Here is a 19,334-nt window from a genome sequence, read left to right on the forward strand (position 1 = left end):
GTGCCGGGAGTTTATCCCATCGCCCCCAGGGAATAGGAGGCCGACAGGCGGTGAATTTTCCTAGCAGGCCGATAGTCAGGGGCGTGGCTGCTGTTGTGGGACGCCTACAGGCGCCGGGCGACCACCGAGAACAGGTGCCAGTGCTTGTTGCGGCCCTTGGCGGTGATGCCGTCTTCTTCCTTTTCTTCGAGCATCAATACCTGCCAGCCGGACAGGAGTTCTTCCAGCTGCACGCGCCGCAGGATGGTGATGCCATTGTCAGCCCAGTCGTCCCGCTCGCCGAACAGATGGCCGGCGAACAGGCCGCCCGCCGGAAGTGCGCCACAGATGGCCTGCCAGAGCGAGGGAAAGGCGGAGGGGGGGCAGAGGGGCAGGGCGAAACTGGAGTTGACCAGATTGGCCGGCGGCAACGGCATGCTTTCGAAGCGGCAGCAGCGGCTCTGCAGCCTCTGGCGCGTTTCGTCGTCCAGCTGGGCATCGAGGCGGGCCAGGGCCTCGGGTTCTGCATCCACCGCCAGTACCTTCCAGCCGCGCCTGAGCAGTTCGAGGGTGTCGCGACCGGCGCCGCAGCCAAGATCGAGGGCGTGGCCGGGCGGCCCGTCCCAGATTTCCAGGGCGGTGAGCAGGGTAAAGCGGGCGGGCTGACCCTCGGTGGCGTTGTAGAACTCGGTGAGGCTCATCTCTTTCCCGAATCGAGGTCTTTTTCTTGAGCCTAGGTCAGAACGGCGCCGGGCACTCGAATCTCAGGCGTTCACCCGTCTGGGGATGGGTCAGGCACAGCAGGCTGGCGTGCAGGCAGAGGCGGTCGTGGGCGGCCAGGGCTTCGGGGTTGGCGTAGAGCCGGTCGCCCAGTAGCGGGTGGCCGATGGAGAGCATGTGCACGCGCAGCTGGTGCGAGCGGCCGGTGATGGGGGTCAGCTCGACGCGGCTGTAGTGTCCGCAGCGCTCGATCACCTGCCAGAAGGTCAGGGCGTGACGGCCCTGCTCGAAGTCCACCACGTGGCGCGGCTTGGTCGGCGGGTCATAGCGTAGGGGCAGTTCGATGCGGCCGCTGTCCAGTTCCGGCTCGCCCCAGCAAAGGGCGGTGTAGGCCTTTTCGGTCTCGCGGTCGTGGAACTGGCGGGACAGTTCGCGGTGGCTGTCGGCGTCCCGGGCCAGGACGATCAGGCCGGAGGTTTCCCAGTCCAGGCGGTGGACGATGCGCGCCTCGGGGTAGCCGTTCTCCTGCAGGCGGGTGATCAGGCAGTCCTTGTTGTCGTCGGCGCGACCAGGCACCGAGAGCAGCAGGGTGGGCTTGTTGACCACCAGCAGGGCGTCGTCCTGGTGGATGAATTCGATCTGGGAAAGCGGCATTGGGGTACCCACAAACGCCGACGGCGGCCGAGGCCGCCGTCGTTGGACTATCGCTCGATCAACGCTCGGGCAGGGTGATGTTCAGCTCGAGGATAGAGCAGTTGCCCTGATTCTCCAGCAGGACCTGGACCTGCTCCTGGTCGATGTCGACATACTTGCGGATCACGTCCACCAGGTCCTTCTGCAAGGCTGGCAGGTAATCCGGCTGGCTACGCTGCCCACGCTCGTGGGCGACGATGATCTGGAGTCGTTCTTTAGCGATCGAAGCGCTACTCTGCTTCTTCCGCTCGCGAAAGAAGTCGAAAATATTCATTCACGGCCTCCAAACAGGCGTTGCAAGAGTCCTTTCTTCTGCACATCGAGGAAGCGGTGCGGCAGCTCCTTTCCGAGCAGGCGGTCGACGGCATCGCTGTACGCCTGGCCGGCGTCGCTCTGGTCGTCGAGGATGACCGGGATACCCTGGTTGGAGGCCTTGAGCACCGCCTGGGATTCCGGGATCACGCCGAGCAGGTTGATGGCGAGGATTTCCTCGACGTCTTCGACGCCGAGCATTTCGCCCTTGGTGACGCGCTCGGGGTTGTAGCGGGTCAGCAGCAGGCGCTCCTTGATCGGGTCCTGGCCCTTTTCGGCACGACGGGACTTGCTGGCCAGCAGGCCGAGCATGCGGTCGGAGTCGCGTACGGAGGAGACTTCCGGGTTGGTCACGACAATCGCCTCGTCGGCGTAGTACATGGCCAGGTGGGCGCCTTTCTCGATACCGGCCGGCGAGTCGCAGACCACGTATTCGAAGTTCTGCGACAGCTCTTCGATGACCTTGCCGACGCCTTCGAGGGTCAGGGCGTCCTTGTCGCGCGTCTGACTGGCGGCCAGGACGTAGAGGTTTTCCAGGCGCTTGTCTTTGATCAGGGCCTGGGTGAGGGTCGCTTCGCCATTGATGACGTTGACGAAGTCGTACACCACGCGGCGTTCGCAACCCATGATCAGGTCCAGGTTACGCAGGCCGACGTCGAAGTCGACGATGACGGTCTTGTGACCGCGCAGTGCGAGACCGGTACCGATTGCGGCGCTGGTGGTGGTTTTACCCACACCACCCTTGCCGGACGTGACAACGAGGATCTTGGCCAAGGTGATTCACCCCAAATGATAAGAAAATCGGGAAGTTATCGGCTCGCCCGAGCCGTCCTTCTTCCCTTTCAGGTCCCTGAAATTTCGCGGCAGTATCCGTTAAAGGCGGGTGATGTTCAACACGTCTCCCGACAGGCTGACTTGTACCTGCTGACCCCACAGTGGGTCGCGTCGCAGGTCGTCGGCAACCTTGTACTGACCGGCTACCGAGACTAGTTCAGCGGCCAGCTGACGGCAGAAGATTCTTGCTTTGGTATCGCCTTTTATGCCGGCCAGGGCACGGCCGCGCATCGGACCGTACACATGGATATTGCCGTCGGCGAGAAGTTCCGCTCCGGGGCTGACCGCCGCCAGTACCACCAAATCGCCGCCAGGAGCATAGACCTGCTGGCCACCGCGTACAGGGGTGGTGATGACTTTCGTCGGTTGCACCTCGGGTTTTGGCGGCTCGGCCGGCTTTTCGACCGGTTTCTTCGCTTCAGGCTCCACCGGGTCGATGGGGCGCTCGCGGGCGCCGGACGGCGGCAGCACCGGAATGTCCAGGGCGTCGGCGGCGGCGATATGTTCCTCGCGGTTGGCGCGGATGGCCAGGGTCCGCAGGCCGTGGCGGCGGCAGATATCCAGCAGGGCGGGGAGGTCCAGCTCCGGTTCGCCGTCGGGCAGCTTGTCCAGCGCCATGACCAGCGGGGTGTTCTGGAAGAAGTTGGGGGCCTGGGCGACTTTCTCGTCCAGCTGCCGGTCGAGGCGTTCGAGGTCGTTGTGGGCCAGTTCCATCACGGTGATGGCGAGCATGCTGCCCTTGAGCTGGAACACGGGGTCTTGGTCGAGAAGGTCGGCTTGGCTCATGGTCTGCCTGCAATCGTGAATGGCGAGGACTTATAGCGAGATCGTCCGGCGCTAGCAAGCCGGAAGGGGGCGGCGCAATTCGAGTAGAATGCGCGGTTTACTCGCTCAAGCGGATTCAGAAATGGATAGACCTCAATTTCGCCCGCAGTTCCTCCACCCCCGTTACTGGGCGCTGTGGCTGGGGCTGGGCCTGCTCTGGCTGATCACCCTGTTGCCCTACCGGGTGCAACTGGGCATGGGGCGTGTGCTGGGGGCGCTGATGCTGCGGGTGGCGGGTTCGCGGCGCAAGATCGCCCGGCGCAACCTGGAACTGTGCTTCCCCGAGCTGCCCAGTGCCGAGCGTGAGCGGTTGCTGCGGGAGAACTTCGCCTCCACCGGTATCGCCTTCTTCGAGATGGCCATCAGTTGGTGGTGGCCGAAGACCCGCCTGGCGCGGCTGTCCCATATAGAAGGACTGGAACACCTGCAGAACGCCCAGGCGCAAGGGCAGGGCGTGATCCTCATGGCACTGCATTTCACCACCCTGGAGATCGGCGCCGCGCTGCTCGGGCAGGTGCATACCATCGATGGCATGTACCGCGAGCACAAGAACGCCCTATTCGACTTCATCCAGCGCCGTGGCCGCGAGCGCCACAACCTGGACGCCAGCGCCATCGAGCGCGAGGACGTGCGCGCCATGCTCAAGGTGCTGCGCGCCGGCCGCGCCATCTGGTACGCGCCGGACCAGGACTATGGCCGCAAGCAGAGCATCTTCGTGCCGCTGTTCGGCATCGAGGCCGCCACCGTCACCGCCACCACCAAGTTTTCCCGCCTGGGTCGCGCCATCGTGCTGCCCTTCACCCAGCGTCGCCTGGAAGACGGCAGCGGCTACCGGCTGGTGATCCATCCGCCGCTGACAGATTTCCCCGGTGAAACCGAAGAGGCCGACTGCCTGCGCATCAACCAGTGGGTGGAAGGCGCGGTACGCGAATGCCCCGAGCAGTACCTCTGGGCCCACCGCCGCTTCAAGACGCGGCCGGAAGGCGCACCGAAGCTTTACTGAAACCTATACTCGGAACAGATCGCCCGGAGAGCAGTCCATGGACCCAAGAACCGCCAGCAGGAAGCCCGTGACCGGGCTGATTCTCTCTGGCGGCGGTTCGCGGGCCGCCTACCAGGTGGGGGTGCTCAGCGCCATCGCCGATCTCCTGCCGGACGCCGCCTGCAACCCTTTTCCCGTCATCGTCGGCACCTCCGCCGGCGCGGTCAACGCCGTTGGCCTGGCCTGTGGGGCGATGCATTTCAGCCAGGCCATTCGCCGTCTGAACAGCGTCTGGCAGAGCTTCCGTTGCGGGCAAATCTATCGCAGCGACTGGCCCGGTGTCCTGCGTCAGAGCTCGCGCTTCTTCGGCCATAGCCTGCTGGGTCTGGGCAGCGATATCCCCGTGGCCCTGCTGGACAATGCGCCCCTGCGCGACTTGCTGCATAGGGAGCTGGATTTCTCCGGCATCTCCGCCGCCGTCCGCACCCGGCAACTGCGCGCCGTAGCGGTGACCGCCTTCGGCTACGAGACCGGCCAGGCGGTGACCTTCTACCAGGGCCGCGCCACCATCGATCCCTGGTATCGCCACCGCCGCGTGGGTGTGCCGACGCGCCTGGGCGTCGAGCACCTGATGGCCAGTGCGGCGATTCCCATGCTGTTTCCGGCGGTGCGTCTGGGCCGTGAATATTTCGGCGACGGCGCGGTGCGCCAGACGGCGCCCATCAGCCCTGCGCTGCACCTGGGTGCCAGCCGGGTGCTGGTCGTGGGGGTGAGCGGCAACCCCCTGGGCATGAATCCTTCCCCGGAATTCGCGCCGCCCACCCTCGGTCGCCCACCGACCCTGGCGCAGATCGGCGGCCACCTGCTGAACAGCACCTTCATCGACAACCTGGAAAGCGATATCGAACTGCTGGAGCGGATCAACGGCATGAGCCGGGCCATTCCGCCCGAGGCGCGGCCGCGTCACCTGAGTTCCGAGCAAGTGGAAGTGCTGGTGATCTCGCCGAGCCGGCCGCTGGACGAAATCGCCGCCCGCCATCGTCGTGAAATGCCCCGCGCCATCCGTACCTTCCTGCGCGGGCCGGGGGCGACCCGGGCCAGCGGCGCAGGGGTGCTCAGCTACCTGCTGTTCGAGCCCGGTTACTGCAACGAACTGATCGAACTGGGCTACCAGGACGCCATGACCAAGCGTGTCGAACTGCAGCGCTTTCTCGGTCTGGAGATGGCGCCGGCCTATCCCCACATCGTTCCCGCCGTCTAGCTCCGAGGCGGCGTCCACCCGCGGAGCCCGGCTCGACGCCGACGGTGGGTCGGTGAAGCGTGACCCACCCTACGTACCGACTCCGGCACCCGCCTGTAGGGTGGACGTCGCTCTTTACGTCCACCAACGAAGCCCGGCTGGACGCTGAGGGTGGGCCGCTGTCTGCAACAGCCCACCCCCGGCGTCATACCCCGAAGCGCCCGTCCCGGTAATCGCGCAGCGCCTGCTCGATCTCCTCGCGGGTGTTCATCACGAAGGGGCCGTACTGGACGATGGGTTCACCCAGCGGACGGCCGGCCAGTAGCAGCACCTTGGCCCCGTTGGCGCTCGCCAGTTCCAGCGCACCCTGTTCCGACAGGCGCACCAGGCGCCCCTTGCCGATGGTGCTGCCGTTGACCTGCACCTCGCCTTCATAGACGTAGAGCATCACCCGCAGGCCATCGGCCAGACGCGGCGCCACCTGGGTGCCAGCCGCCAGATCGAGGTCGAAGATGTGCGGTTCGGTGTGTGGACGCTGCACCGCGCCGTCCTGCACGAGCTGGCCGTCATCGAAACGGCCGGCGATCACCAGCGCCTCGACGCCCTGGGCCGTGCGTATCCGGGGAATCTCCGCCGGATCGAAGTCGCAGTAGCCGGGGTCGCCCATCTTGTCCTTGCCCGGCAGGTTGAGCCAGATCTGGAAGCCGCGCATCACGCCTTCTTCCTGCTCCGGCATCTCGCTGTGGACGATGCCGCGTGCCGCGGTCATCCACTGCACGCCGCCGTTCTGCAAGAGGCCGCTGTTGCCGAGGTGGTCCTCGTGACGCATGCGGCCTTCGATCATATAGGTGATGGTTTCGAAACCACGGTGCGGGTGCGCCGGGAAACCGGCGACATAGTCATCCGGGTTGGCCGAGCCGAACTCGTCGAGCATCAGGAAGGGATCGAAGCGAGGTACGCCCTGCTCGGCGAAGACGCGGGTCAGATTGACTCCGGCACCGTCGGACGCGGGCTGGCCGGGGCGTTGTTCGAGAATCTGGCGGTGGCTCATCTGGACCTCCTCAAGGTTGGAATGGGCCAGATCCTACGCCTGCCAATTGAATCAATGGTGCGTGATTTTGCTGGGTTAGTATCGAGTTGTTCGATCGGTTTGCAGCCAACCCAGCCTCCCCTGGAAGCGAGCGCCATGCGCTTCCAGGGGGGCCGACCGACGTTAGGCCGACCGCACCGGGCTTGCGCCCAGCACCGGATCGGGCTCGCTGTCGATGGTATCCAGGCTGAGGTGCGCCGTCTCCCGCAGCAGATAGGAGCACAGCGCCACCAGGGCCAGTGCCGCGGCGCCATAGACCGCCACGCCGAAGGGGCTGCCGGTGGCGATGAGGATCGCCGTGGCCAGGCTGGAGGCCGTGCCGCCGCCGAAGGCCGCGCCGATCTGGTACGCAGCGGACATCCCGGAATAGCGCATGGAACGGGGGAACTGCTCGGCCAGGAACGCCGGGATCGGGCCCTGGGTGGCGCCCATCAGCGCGCCCACCACCACATAGGCGGCGCAGGCGATGGCCAGGTTATGCAGGCCCACCAGCGCAAAGAACGCGAAGAAGCCTGCGGCCATCAGTACCGAGCCGAGGATCATCACCGTGCGCCGGCCGAGACGGTCCGACAGGCAGGCGAACAGCGGCGCGCTGATGACGATGGCGACGGACAGCGACACATCGAACAGCAGCGCCTCGGTGCTGCCGTAGCCCAGTTGGGTGGCGTAGGCCAGGAAGAAGGTGCTGCCGATGTAGGCGATGGTCACGTAGCCGAAGGCGATGCCGATGCACAGCAGCATTTCCCTCGGACGGGAACGCAGTGCGGCCACCAGGGGCAGACGGGTGTTCTCGCGGCGTTCCAGCGGCTTCTTCACGGGGTTCGACAGGCGCGCGTAGAGGCCGATCAGCACCAGCACGCCACCGAGCCAGAAGGGAATGCGCCAGGCGAAACCGGCCAGATCGTCATTGAAGGCGGCGCTGACGATGGCGAACACCGCCGAGCCGAGGATGCCGCCGATGCCGATGCCCATGCTGGTGAAGCTGCCCCAGAGGCCGCGTCGCCCGCTCGGGGCCGACTCGATGCCGAACAGCGCCGCGCCACCCCATTCACCACCGGCGGCGAAGCCCTGGATCAGGCGCAGCAGCACCAGCAGGACGGGGGCTGCCGCGCCGATGCTCTCGTGGGAAGGCAGGCAGCCGATGGCCAGGGTGCTGAAACCCATCAGCAGCAGGGTGATGACCAGCGCCTTCTGACGACCGGCCTTGTCACCGAAATGGCCGAACACCATGCCGCCCAGGGGGCGGGCGAAGAAGCCGGCGCCGAAAGCGCCGAAGGCCACCAGGGTGGCGGTGAGCGGGGCCAGGTCCGGGAAGAACACCTGGGGAAAGACCAGGGCGGCGGCGATGCCGTAGATGACGAAGTCGTAGAACTCCAGGGCGGTGCCCATGCCCGAGACGAAGAACGTCCGGAGCGCCGATTGCGAGTGTTGTTGGTTAGCCATTTGCCTTTGCTCGTCTTGTCATTGTTGGGGCTGCAGGCGACCGCCGGCGCATGGCGCTGGCGGTCGGGTTTCAGGCTTCAGAAGCGCACGTGGCCGCTGCGCGCCAGGGACTGCGGCGTGGCGGCGGCGTACTCCAGGGCGAAGTGCTCGGTGTCGATGCCGATGGTGAGCAGGGTTTCCCAGCGCTCGGTGGGCGGCAGCGCCAGGTCCGGGATGAAGCAGATGGGCGCGGCATCGCCCAGGCCGCCGCACATGGCTTCGGCGCGGCTGGCGAGGCTGGCGGAAGTCATGCTGCTGCGTGCGGCGTTCACATGCTCCAGGCGTGCGTAGGTGGTGGACACGTCCAGGGTGCGTTCGCCGGGCACCAGTTCCGGGGCGAGGAAATGGTTGGTGTGGGTGATCCAGCCGTCTTCGCCCGGCAGCACCACGGCGGTGGCGTGGGGGGAGAGCTCGATGCTGGCGGCGCGCGGCGAGCGGTCATCGCGGGAGAATACCGTCAGCACGGTGGACGCGCTGACCCGCGCGGAGCGGGCGAGGGCGATGGCTTCGTCGACGCTGCGGGCCTCTTCCAGCAGGCGGCGGGCGACGGCGTGCACCGGCACCCCGGCGCTGCCGTTGTCGCTGGCGTGATGAAGGATGTTGAAGTGCAGGCCCAGGCCGGCGCTGTTCACGCCGATCTTGCCGAGCATGCCGAATTCGGTGAACAGCTTGACGTCGAGGCCGCCGGCGCCGACGAGCTGGAGCATCAGGCCGTTGGGCACCAGAGTGTCGTGCCAGTCCCAGGTCTGGATGGTGCGCGGGGCGTGGGCGCCGCGCGGGGCGAACACGGCGGTGGAGCATTCACCTTCGGGGGGCGTCGGCATCACCGCGAGGATCTCGGTGCGGGCGTTCAGTGCCGCCAACTGCCAGAAGGGCAGTCCCGCACCTTCGGCGATACCGGCGACTTCCTGGGCCAGGCCAGGGCACCAGGCTTCCAGGGAGCCGAGGCTGGCCTCGCCCAGGCTGCGTACCTGTTCCGGCGCCACGTCCACCTGGTTGAAGAAGTCGAGGTAGAGCGAGACCGTCTGCCGGATCTGCTCCGACCACCGCTCCCCGATCTGGCGGCCACGGGTGTGCGGGTTCGGGGTGTCGGTGACGAAGGTGTGGAGTTTCACAGCGAATTACCTGTTCAGCGTTGGAGTATTACGGGTGCGAAGCGGCCCGGAGCCTCCGTTGGGAGGCCCCGGGTCGAGGGAAATCGATCAGCGATTGCGGGTGTAGATGTCGCGGCCGGCGAACCAGGTCTTCAGCACTTGGGTGTCGCGCAGGGCTTCGGGTTCCACCTGGAACACGTCGCGGTCCAGCAGGATCATGTCGGCCTGCTTGCCCGGTGCCAGGGAGCCGATGCTGCCTTCCAGCCGCAGGGCGCGGGCGGCGTTCAGGGTGTAGGCCTGGAACATGGTGTCCCGGTCGATCTCTTCGGCAGCGTTGAGCACGCCTTTCGGGCCCTTGCGGCTGACCGCCTGGTAGATGGCTTTCCACGGCTCCGGCGTGGTGATCGGCCAGTCGCTCGCGCCGGCGATGGTGGCACCGTTCTTCAGCAGGGAATGCGCCGGGTACTGGTACTGGAAGGCCGTGGCGCTGACATAGGGCTGAACCAGGTCCACGCTCAGTTCGTCGGCGCTGGCCCAGAAGAGTTGCATGGAGGCGATCACGTTCAGCGGCTTGAAGCGGGCGAACTCCTTGGGGTTGACCATCTGCAGGTGGGTGATGGAGTGGGGAATGCCACTGTTGCGCGCCTTGCGGGCCTGTTCGATGGCGTTGAGGGATTCCCGCACCGCGCGGTCGCCGATGGCGTGGATGTGCACCAGCCAGCCACGGGCGTCGGCCGCGTTGACCAGCTCGCCGAACTGGGCCGGGTCGAAGAGCAGTTCACCGCTCTTGTCGGAGTTCTTGTAGGGCTCGAGCATTGCCGCGCTTTGCGCCGGGTGCTCCGCCACGCCGTCAGCGAAGATCTTGATGCCGGGCAGGGTGAGGTTGGGCACGCCCTGGAATTGCTGGCGCACCTTGTCCAGTTCGTCCAGGTCCTTGGGCGTGGCCTTGGAGTCAGCCATCAGCAGGGCGGCGACGTGGGCGGTGAGTTCGCCGGAGTCGGCCAGGGCCTTGTAAGTGGGCAGCACGCCAACGGAGCTGTTGTCGATCGGGCCGCCGGGAATCTCGTTGGCCAGCGGGTCCATCCAGGCGGTGATGCCGAGGCTGTTGTAGTAGTTCAGGGCGTCACGGCCGCCGGCCAGCAGTTCAGCCTGGGAGGGCAGGGGGATCAGCTCCTGGGCGTCGTAGAGCCCTGCGTCCACGAGGAAACCGTTGGGGCGCATGTCCTCGTGGTGGCCGATGGTCGCCAGCGCTTCGCCCTTGAGGGCTTTCACCTTGGCGGCATCGATGCCGGCACGCTTGAGCATGGCGCCGTTGGCCCAGCCGGTGTGGTAATCCCAGCCGGCGAAGAGGATGGGGGTATTGGCCCATTCGCCAGTATTGAAGCGCTGCTCGAAGGCCTCGATCCGGTCCCAGTAACTGGTGGGCAGGCCGCCGACCACCAGGAACTCGCCGCGCTTCGCCTTGCCGTCATCACGCCATTGGCGCAGGCGCTGCTCCAGCTCATCGAGCGGAATCTCCTCGCCATTGAGGTTGGCCTGGTGCATCTGCAGCCCGCCCTTCATCACATGGGCGTGGGAGTCGATGAAGCCGGGCATCAGCACCTTGCCGCCCAGATCGAGCAGTTGCGTGTCGGCTTGTTTGAGCTTCAGTACCTCGGCATCGGAGCCGACGGCGACGATCCGGCCGTTCTCCACCGCCACGGCTTGCTGAAGGGCCTGGCCGGGTTCGGCGGTATAGACCTTGCCGTTGTGCAGGATGAGATCGGCGGCGGCCATAGTTTCCATTGAAGAAAAAGCGAAGCTGACGGAAAGTGCCAGGGTGAGAAGCGGCTTCATCGGGGTTGCCTTCATTCTTGTTGGTCTGCAGCGAAGACTAACCAGTCGGCTTTCCCGGAAGAATGCTGGAGCTGGCATAACTTATTTTCTGAAGTGGAAATAAAGAATGGACAGATTGACCGCGCTGGGCATGTTCGTGGCCGCCGCCGAACAGGGCAATTTCAGCCGTGCCGCCGAGCAGATGGGCACCACGCCTTCGTCCCTGACCAAGGCCGTGGCGCAGTTGGAAGAGGGGCTCGGTACGAAGCTTTTCGAGCGCACCACTCGTCGGATGTCGCTGACCGAAGCAGGGTTCATCTACCTGGAAGGCGCTCGTCAAGCGCTGATGCAATTGCAGCTGGCCAGCGAAGGGGTCGAACAACTGCAGCACGAACTGCGCGGCAGCCTGCGCATCACCGCGCCGCCGTCCTTTGCGCCGGCCTTCCTCAATGTCGTCTGTTGCCGCTTCCTGCGCGACCACCCCCATGTGCATCTGGAGGTGGACCTCTCCGACACCTATGTCGACCTCGTGGATGGCGGCTACGACCTGGCCTTGCGCGACGGCCCCACCGACCTGCCCGGCGTGATCGCCCAGCCCCTTGTGGAAAACCGCATCACCCTCTGCGCCAGCCCGGCCTATCTGGAGCGTCGCGGCGGCGACGTGACCCTGGACAACTACCTGCAGCACGACTGGCTGATCTTCCGCCATCCGCTGCTCAACCGGCATTTCTGGTGGGTGACCAAGGACGACCAGCGCATTCGCCTCAGTCAGCCGGTACCGCGCCTGTCCAGCGACAACTACGACTTCCTGCTCGCCTGCCTGCTGGACGGCCAGGGCCTGCAGTTCATCCCGCTATGGAGCGCCGCGCCCTACCTGGCTCGCGGCGAACTGGTGGAAGTGATGCCCGAGTACTGGCGCGAGCCCAGCGGCTTCGGGCCCATGGTCTACGTGCTCTACCTGACCCACAGGCGCAGCACCCGCAAGGTCAAGGTGTTCATCGAGTACCTGAAGACCTATTGGCAGGAGCACCCGGCGCAGCAGGTGGGCTGATTCGTCCGCACATGAATCCGCGCCCACCATGAATCGGCAGTCGAGGTGGAAGTCCCGTCCGAGGATTTCCACCCTGCCTTCGCGGAAAAGCGGCCCGGCTTCGCTTCCGTCACGCATGCCCTGCGTTCCATGATCACGGTCCTCCCGCCTGGAATCGAACCCGGCAGCCATTAAAAAAAACGACCCATTGGCCCTGATTACATCGTTTTTCAGGCTCTTGCCGCTTCCCTATATTGGCGCCATCGCAAGTCTTGAATTCAGGGACTTGCCAATATCGTTCATGGGAAACAGCAATGAATAACAAGACTGAAGTATCGGAACTTGGATGCGTGGGTATTGGCACGAGACTTGTTTGGGGTGGCGAAAAAGTTCGTCATCCTTACAACGCCACGCAAACGCCCATTGTGGCAAGTGCGGCCTATGGTTATGACGATATTGATGTCTGGTACGACGTTGCCCTGGGTAATACACCCGGGTTCATCTACAGCCGGATGAGCAATCCCACGGTCGCCATACTCGAAGACAAGATCTGCGAACTGGAAAGCGCCGAATCCGCGGTCGCGTTCAGCAGCGGCATGGCCGCCATTAGCAGCGTGCTCAACACCTTCCTCGCCAAGGGCGGTCGGGTGGTGTCCACCCGCGACAGCTACGGTGGCACCAACAAGATCTTCGAGGAGTTCCTGCCGCGCATGGGGGTGGACGTCACCCTCTGCGACACCCTCGACCATGAGGCCATCGAACATGAGATCGCCCTGGGCTGCGATGTCCTCTACCTGGAAACCCCTACCAACCCGACCCTGAAGGTGCTGGACATTCGGCGCCTGGCCCAGGCCGCGAAGCGGGTCGGTGCCCTGGTGGTGGCGGACAATACCTTTGCCACGCCGTTGAACCAGAACCCGCTGTCGCTGGGCGTGGACGTGGTGGTGCACAGCGCCACCAAGTTCCTCAGCGGCCACGGCGATGTGCTGGGCGGACTGGTCTGCGGCTCTGGCGAACTAATGGCGAAAGTGCGCCACCACCGCGAGATCAATGGAGCCTCCCTCGATCCCTTCTCCGCGTACCTGATCATCCGCGGCATGAAGACCCTGGCGCTGCGCCTGCGTCAGCAGCAGCGGAGCGCCCAGGCCCTGGCGGAATACCTGCTCACCGAGCCCCTGGTGGAATCGGTGAACTACCCCGGCCTGCCCAGTCACCCCAACCACGACGTGGCCCGCTCGCAGATGCGCGGCTTCGGCGCCATCGTCAGCTTCGTCCTGCGTGGCGGGATGGAGACGGTGAAGCACCTGCTGCCGCGCCTGCGCTATGCCCATCGGGCTGGAAACCTGGGGGCGGTGGAAACCATCTACGGTCCGGCGCGCACCACCAGCCATGTGGAAAACACCCTGGAAGAACGCCTGGCCCTGGGCATCTCCGAAGGACTGGTGCGGGTGTCGGTGGGAATAGAAGAAACGGATGATCTTCTGGCCGATCTCAAGCAGGCCTTCGAATACACGAAAGAGCAACTTCTTAAGTCTGAACAATCCAACTTCATCCCTGTCCGGACCGAATGTCGCACCGAGGTGGAAATCTGACGTTCGACGCATAAGCCAACTGGCCGGAGAGTCAGTGGGTTATTCATGAAAAGGAACAATAACAATACCTGGCGGCAATTCGTTTCGTTCTGCCTGGCAGTCAATGCAGAAGCTTACTTTGCCCTGAAACTTTCATGAGACTCCAATATGTCCAGATCAACTACAACGAATAAGCAAACATCGGGTCCCGGTTTCAAACAGGACATGCAGACCCGTCATATCGTGATGCTGGCCCTGGGGGGCGTCATCGGCACCGGTCTGTTCCTGACCTCGGGCTACACCGTGAACCAGGCGGGTCCCCTGGGCGCCGTGATCGCCTACATCATCGGCGCGGTCATGGTTTACATGGTCATGATGTGCCTCGGCGAACTGGCGGTGCAGATGCCGGAAACCGGCTCCTTCAGCACCTACGCCACCCGCTACCTCGGCGCCGGCACCGGCTACACGGTGGCCTGGCTCTACTGGCTGACCTGGACGGTGGCCATCGGTTCGGAGTTCACCGCCGCGGGCATCCTGATGGCGCGCTGGTTCCCCGACACGCCGGTGTGGATCTGGAGCGCGATGTTCGCCGCCACGGTGTTCATCACCAATGTCGTCTCGGTGCGTCTGTTCGCGGAAACGGAGTTCTGGCTGTCCCTGGTGAAGGTGCTGACGGTCATCGCCTTCCTGGTGGTGGGCACCGGCGCGATCATCGGTGTGTTCGACGTGAAGGAGGCGCACAGCATCGGCCTCGGCAATTTCACCCGCGAAGGTCTGTTCCCCACCGGCTTCATGTCCATCGCCATGACGCTGCTGGCGGTGTCCTTCGCCTTCTCCGGCACCGAGCTGATCGGCATCGCCGCAGGCGAGACCAAAGACCCGCAGCGCAACGTGCCCAAGGCCATTCGCACCACGGTGCTGCGCCTGGCGATCTTCTTCGTCGGCACCATCTTCGTCCTGGCCACGTTGTTGCCACGGGAGCAGGCGGGCCTGGTGGAGAGCCCCTTCGTCACGGTGTTCGAGTACATCGGCATCCCGTACTCGGCGGACATCATGAACTTCGTGATCATCAGTGCGCTGCTCTCGGCGGCCAACTCCGGACTCTATGCGGCCTCGCGCATGCTCTGGACCCTGAGTGACCAGGGCCACATGCCGCGCAGCTTCGGCGCGCTGTCCCGCCACGGCACACCGTTCAACGCCATCGTGGTGAGCATGGCCGGCGCTGGCGCCTCGCTGCTGAGCAGCGTGTTCGCGCCGGACACCATCTACCTCGCCCTGGTATCCATCTCGGGCCTGGCAGTGGTGGTGGTGTGGATGAGCATCGCCGCCAGCCAGATGGCGTTCCGCCGCCAGTTCGTCGCCAATGGCGGTGATGTGCGGGACCTGAAGTTCCGCGTGCGCGGCTACCCCTGGGTTCCGCTCGGCGCACTGGCGAGCTGCACCCTGGCCTGCGTGGGAATCGCCTTCGATCCGGCGCAGCGGGTGGCGCTGTACTTCGGCTTGCCCTTCATCGCCTGGTGCTACTTCGTCTTCTACCTCACCCGCAAGAGCCGCGAGCGGCGCCTGGCATCGGGGGCGGCGCCTGAGGCGGCCTGAGCGGCATTGGGTTAGCCTGCGAGTCCGGACCATTGGATGAAAGGTGATGTCATGAGGTGCCTCGCGTGAACCAGAAAGCCCTGCCTCCGTTGAACTGGTTGCGTGCGTTCGAAGTGTCCGCCCGGTGCCTCAGCTTCACTCACGCCGCCCTGGAGCTGCACCTGACCCAGGGCGCCGTGAGCCAGCAGATCCGCCAACTGGAAAGCCACCTCGGCGTGGCGCTGTTCAAGCGCCTGCCTCGGGGCCTGGCCCTCACGGAGGAGGGGCAGTCCTACCTGCCGGTGGTCCAGGATGCGATCACCCGATTGGCGGTGGGCACCAACGAAATCTTCGGCCAGCACCGGCAGCGGCCGATCAAGATCCGGGGCAGCCTGTCGTACCTGCTGCTGTGGCTGGCACCCCGGCTGGCGGAGTTCAGGGCGGCGCATCCGCATGTGGATATCCGCTACATCAGCAACCTCTGGGTCAAGGAACTGGACGGCGAGGACGACATGGAAATCCGTTGGGGACACGGGCAGTGGCCGGGCCTGGTGTCCCAACGGCTGACCTGGGACACCCTGTTCCCCGTCTGCTCACCGGACCTGCTGGCGCGCTCGCCGCTCACGGAGCCGGCCGACGTTGCCAGGCACGGGTTGCTGCACGTCCTGGGCTACGAGGAGGGTTGGGGCTACTGGCTGAAACGGGTGGGCGCCCATGACGTCGACTACTCCAGCGGAATGCAGTTCGACACCCTTGCCTCCACCCTGCGCATGGCCGAACTGGGGCAAGGGATCGCCCTGGCCCGTTCCTCCCTGGTGGAAGACCTGCTCCGGGAGGGGCGCCTGGTGGAGCCCTTCTCGCAGCGGATCGAAGCCAGCGAATCCTTCTATCTGGTGCGCGGCTCGGGGACTGACCTGCATCCCGATGCGATGACCTTCGCCACCTGGCTGGTGGCCCAGGCCCATCGCGGCAAATGATCGATCGGAGCTACACATGCACTATGTGAGTACACGAGGCGCGGCTACCCGCGCCGACTTCGAAACCGTGGTTCTTTCCGGGCTCGCGGCGGACGGCGGCCTGTACGTCCCGGCCAGCCTTCCGAGCTTCAGTGCCCAGGAGATCGCCTACTGGTCCTGGCTGCCGTTCGACGAACTGGCCTGGCGAGTCATGGGGCCCTTCGTCGGCCCGGCGATTCCCGAGGACGCGTTCAAGGCGCTTCTCAAGGACACCTACAGCGCCTTTGCCCACCGGTCCATTGCGCCCCTGCATCAGGTGGACCGCAACGAATGGGTGCTGGAGCTGTTCCACGGTCCGACCCGCACCGCCAAGGACTTCGCCGCCCAGCTGCATGCTCGCCTGGTGAGCTGGTTCCTCGACCGCAACCAGCAACGGGCGCAGGTGCTGGGGGCCACCAACGGCGACACCGGGCTGGCCGCCATCGAGGCATTCGGCCGCGACGGGCAGGGCCGGGTGCTGGTGCTGTATCCGCGGGACGGCGTGCCGCTGGACCGCCTCGCCGCGTTGCAGGCCGCCGACCCGGCGCGGGTATTGGCTTTCGCGGTGGAGGGCAGCTTCGACGATTGCCAGTCCATGGTGGCGGCGCTGTTCCGGGCCTGGCCGCTGCCAGGCGTCCATGCGGTTGGCTTCAACTCCACCAACTGGGTCGGCGTCATGGCTCAGCTGGTGCTCTACTTCCACGCCGCGCTACAGCTGGGCGGCGGCCTGCGGCCGGTCGGCTTCAGCATCCCGGCGGCCAGCTTCGCCGAGGTCTATGCGGGCTACATCGCGCAGAAAATGGGGCTGCCGATCAACCAGATCATCATTTCCACCAACCGCAATGACGCCCTGCATCAGTTCATCCACAGCAACCGTTACTCGACACGTCGCGCCGACCCGACCCTGTCGCCGGCGATGGATTTTTCTCACTTCGCCAACCTGGAACGCTTCGTCTGGGAGCTCTACGGCCACGATGACCAGCAGGTGAAGGCGCTGATGGAAAGCTTCGAGGCCAGTGGCGAGCTCGGCATTGCCAACCAGCACTGGCTGCAGGCACGGATGCTCATCGACTCCTATGCGGTCAGCGACGAGCAGACCATCGGCGAGATCACCCAGCTGTACCGCGACACCGGCTATGTCATTGACCCGCACACCGCCACGGGTGTGCTCGCCGCGCGACTCTACCGGCGCAGCATGGTGACGCCCATGGTGACCCTGGGTGAGTTCGCCCCCGCCAAGTCGGCGGCATTGCTCGCCGAACTGGGCGTCTGGCCCGCGCCGGAACAGACCCCGGCGACCGTCGGCGGCCACCAACGGAGCATCCGTGTGGGCGATCTGGATACCGTTATCCAGGCGCTGGGCGCGTGGTGACGGAGACGCGATGAAGCGCATTCTGGACCCCCTCGACGAACGCATCCTGGCGGAGCTCACCGCCAATGCCCGCATCGCCCACGCCGAGTTGGCGGCCAAGGTCAACCTGTCACGCAACGCCGTGCGCCAGCGCATCGAGCGGCTGGAGCGGGATGGCGCCATCCAGGGCTACACCATCCGCGAAGGCGACGGCCGCAAGCCGTCTTCACAGATCAGCGCGGTGATCTTCGTCTACCGCTACGACCGCATGCGTGGCGACGAGGTATTGCGGGCCTTGCGGAACATCCCGGAAATCCTCCAATGCGAGGTCATGAGCGGCGAGTTCGACCTCATGGTGCGGGTCGGCGCGTCGAGTCCGGAGCGCGTGCATAACGTCTGGAAGGAAATCTCCGCCATGCCCGGCGTGGAGAACACCGTCACCTCCTTTGTGCTCGCCTCGGTGATCTGAGCGCGATAAACCGCCATCACGCAGCCTGCCCTGGCGCCGCCCGGACCTGTTCCGCGCGGCGCTTTTTCTTTGGGGGCACGGAGGTCGTCGCCAGCTCTCCGGCCGGCGTTTCGGGGCTGGTCAGAATGGCCAGGAAATACAGCGGATTGCCATATTCAACTGCCACTGCCCTCCCTCGTAGGCTGGAACCCATGAAGCAACTGCCTGAATGGGAGGCAAAACAATGACTGAATACAAGATCGCCCTGGTGGGCTTTGGTGGCGTGAATCGCGGCCTCGCGCAATTGATCGCCGAGCGCAACCCGGCCTGGCGGAAGGAGCTGGGCTTCAGCCTGAAGATCGTCGGCGTCACCGACCTGTTCCTCGGTTCGATCATGGATCGCGACGGCCTGGACGCCGCGCAGCTGGCCCGCCTGCCCAGCGTCAAGGGCGCCTTCGCCGAGCTGGCGGGCGGTTCCGCCGAAGCCTTCAACGAAACCATTATCAAGCAGTCCGGCGCCGACATCGTCGCCGAAGCCACCTTCACCAACCCGGTGGACGGCGAGCCGGCCACCACGTTCTGCCGCTGGGCCCTGGAAGCCGGCAAGCATGTGGTCACCACCAACAAGGGGCCCATTGCCCTGCATGCCGAGGAGCTCAAGGCGCTGGCCGGTCGCAACGGCGTCGCCTTCGAGTACGAAGGCTCGGTGATGAGCGGCACCCCGGTTATCCGCATGGCCCGGGAGACGCTGCCCGGCGCCTCGATCATCGGGTTCGAGGGCATCCTCAATGGCACCTCCAACTACGTGCTGACCCGCATGGAAGAAGGCTTGAGCTTCACCGACGCCGTGGGCAAGGCCCAGGAGCTGGGCTATGCCGAGGCCGACCCGACCGCCGATGTGGAGGGCCACGACGTACGCCTGAAGGTGGTGATCCTGGCCAATGAGCTGCTGGGGGCGAAGCTGCGCACCAGCGATGTGCACTGCAGCGGCATCACCCAGGTCAGCGCCGCCGATATCGAGAGTGCCCGGCAACGCGGCGCACGCTGGAAGCTGATCGGTTCCGCCAGCCGTGCTGCCGATGGAGCGGTCAGCGCCAGCGTCGAGGCCCGTTTGCTGGAGGGCAGCCATCCGCTGGCGGGCATCTCCGGGGCGACCAACGCCGTGTCGTTCGATACCGAACTGCTGGGCAAGGTGACCGTCTCCGGCCCGGGCGCCGGCCGCATCGAAACGGCCTTCGCGCTGCTGTCCGATATCGTCGCCATCCATACATCCGTATCCAAACGCTAAGGGGAGCAGG

At 65.3% G+C, this 19,334-nt stretch carries 18 protein-coding genes; 9 read left to right on the forward strand and 9 right to left on the reverse strand.

Translation table 11 applies throughout. The annotated features are described in order from the left end of the window. Nucleotides 1-104 precede the first annotated feature (104 nt). From TQ98_RS05400 to minC, 5 genes are all read right to left on the reverse strand, one after another. On the reverse strand, nt 105-680 hold the full coding sequence (locus TQ98_RS05400; protein WP_103102886.1) for a class I SAM-dependent methyltransferase: 576 nt from the start codon (nt 678-680) through the stop codon (nt 105-107). Nucleotides 681-717: 37 nt separating this feature from the next. Continuing rightward, nucleotides 718-1,353, reverse strand: coding sequence for an RluA family pseudouridine synthase (locus TQ98_RS05405; protein WP_044871808.1), 636 nt, complete (start codon nt 1,351-1,353; stop codon nt 718-720). 58 nt (nt 1,354-1,411) lie between these two features. Continuing rightward, entirely contained in the window at nt 1,412-1,666 is a 255-nt protein-coding gene (gene minE, locus TQ98_RS05410; RefSeq protein ID WP_044871807.1) for a cell division topological specificity factor MinE, read from the reverse strand. Beyond that, nucleotides 1,663-2,478 (reverse strand): septum site-determining protein MinD, encoded by an 816-nt coding sequence (gene minD / locus TQ98_RS05415; protein WP_044871806.1) that lies wholly within the window; start codon nt 2,476-2,478, stop codon nt 1,663-1,665. The genes minE and minD overlap by 4 nt, the downstream gene beginning before the upstream one ends. Nucleotides 2,479-2,577: 99 nt before the next feature. Beyond that, nucleotides 2,578-3,324 (reverse strand): septum site-determining protein MinC, encoded by a 747-nt coding sequence (minC, locus tag TQ98_RS05420; protein ID WP_044871805.1) that lies wholly within the window; start codon nt 3,322-3,324, stop codon nt 2,578-2,580. Nucleotides 3,325-3,445: 121 nt separating this feature from the next. Here minC and TQ98_RS05425 point away from each other — a divergent pair, with 121 nt between their 5' ends. Beyond that, nucleotides 3,446-4,366, forward strand: coding sequence for a lipid A biosynthesis lauroyl acyltransferase (locus TQ98_RS05425; protein WP_044871804.1), 921 nt, complete (start codon nt 3,446-3,448; stop codon nt 4,364-4,366). A gap of 37 nt (nt 4,367-4,403) precedes the next feature. Next, nucleotides 4,404-5,606, forward strand: a complete 1,203-nt coding sequence (locus TQ98_RS05430) for a patatin-like phospholipase family protein (RefSeq protein ID WP_044871803.1) — start codon at nt 4,404-4,406, stop codon at nt 5,604-5,606. A 184-nt stretch (nt 5,607-5,790) separates the two neighbouring features. Here the strand turns inward: TQ98_RS05430 and TQ98_RS05435 are convergent, their stop codons facing one another. The 4 genes from TQ98_RS05435 to TQ98_RS05450 all read right to left on the reverse strand — a co-directional run bounded on the left by TQ98_RS05435 (nt 5,791) and on the right by TQ98_RS05450 (nt 11,087). Continuing rightward, nucleotides 5,791-6,636, reverse strand: a complete 846-nt coding sequence (locus TQ98_RS05435) for a pirin family protein (RefSeq protein WP_044871802.1) — start codon at nt 6,634-6,636, stop codon at nt 5,791-5,793. 162 nt (nt 6,637-6,798) lie between these two features. Beyond that, entirely contained in the window at nt 6,799-8,118 is a 1,320-nt protein-coding gene (locus TQ98_RS05440) for an MFS transporter (RefSeq protein ID WP_044871801.1), read from the reverse strand. A 77-nt stretch (nt 8,119-8,195) separates the two neighbouring features. Beyond that, complete coding sequence (locus TQ98_RS05445; protein ID WP_044871800.1) at nt 8,196-9,272, reverse strand: C45 family peptidase; 1,077 nt, start codon at nt 9,270-9,272, stop codon at nt 8,196-8,198. Between the two features lie 87 nt (nt 9,273-9,359). Beyond that, the gene (locus TQ98_RS05450) at nt 9,360-11,087 is read right to left on the reverse strand and encodes an amidohydrolase (RefSeq protein ID WP_044871799.1); all 1,728 of its coding nucleotides are present in this window, start codon (nt 11,085-11,087) and stop codon (nt 9,360-9,362) included. 106 nt (nt 11,088-11,193) lie between these two features. Here TQ98_RS05450 and TQ98_RS05455 point away from each other — a divergent pair, with 106 nt between their 5' ends. The 7 genes from TQ98_RS05455 (at nt 11,194) to TQ98_RS05485 (ending at nt 19,324) form a co-directional block, all read left to right on the forward strand. Beyond that, nucleotides 11,194-12,117: a LysR family transcriptional regulator gene (locus TQ98_RS05455; protein ID WP_044871798.1), complete on the forward strand. Its 924-nt coding sequence runs from the start codon at nt 11,194-11,196 to the stop codon at nt 12,115-12,117. A 293-nt stretch (nt 12,118-12,410) separates the two neighbouring features. Next, nucleotides 12,411-13,688, forward strand: coding sequence for a cystathionine gamma-synthase family protein (locus TQ98_RS05460; RefSeq protein ID WP_044871797.1), 1,278 nt, complete (start codon nt 12,411-12,413; stop codon nt 13,686-13,688). A gap of 147 nt (nt 13,689-13,835) precedes the next feature. Next, complete coding sequence (locus TQ98_RS05465; RefSeq protein WP_044871796.1) at nt 13,836-15,263, forward strand: amino acid permease; 1,428 nt, start codon at nt 13,836-13,838, stop codon at nt 15,261-15,263. A 65-nt stretch (nt 15,264-15,328) separates the two neighbouring features. Further along, nucleotides 15,329-16,219, forward strand: coding sequence for a LysR substrate-binding domain-containing protein (locus TQ98_RS05470; protein WP_044871795.1), 891 nt, complete (start codon nt 15,329-15,331; stop codon nt 16,217-16,219). A 16-nt stretch (nt 16,220-16,235) separates the two neighbouring features. Beyond that, a complete protein-coding gene (thrC, locus tag TQ98_RS05475; RefSeq protein ID WP_044871794.1) occupies nt 16,236-17,609 on the forward strand; it encodes a threonine synthase in 1,374 nt (457 codons plus the stop codon). 10 nt (nt 17,610-17,619) lie between these two features. Further along, the gene (locus TQ98_RS05480; RefSeq protein ID WP_044871793.1) at nt 17,620-18,057 is read left to right on the forward strand and encodes an Lrp/AsnC family transcriptional regulator; all 438 of its coding nucleotides are present in this window, start codon (nt 17,620-17,622) and stop codon (nt 18,055-18,057) included. Nucleotides 18,058-18,280: 223 nt separating this feature from the next. Then, nucleotides 18,281-19,324 carry a homoserine dehydrogenase gene (locus tag TQ98_RS05485; RefSeq protein WP_044871792.1) on the forward strand — a complete coding sequence of 348 codons (1,044 nt, stop codon included), beginning with the start codon at nt 18,281-18,283 and terminating at the stop codon, nt 19,322-19,324. The last annotated feature ends 10 nt before the right edge of the window (nt 19,325-19,334 follow it).

Origin of the sequence: Pseudomonas sp. LFM046, assembly GCF_000949385.2 — a bacterium.
In the GTDB taxonomy this organism is placed as follows: Bacteria; Pseudomonadota; Gammaproteobacteria; order Pseudomonadales; family Pseudomonadaceae; genus Metapseudomonas.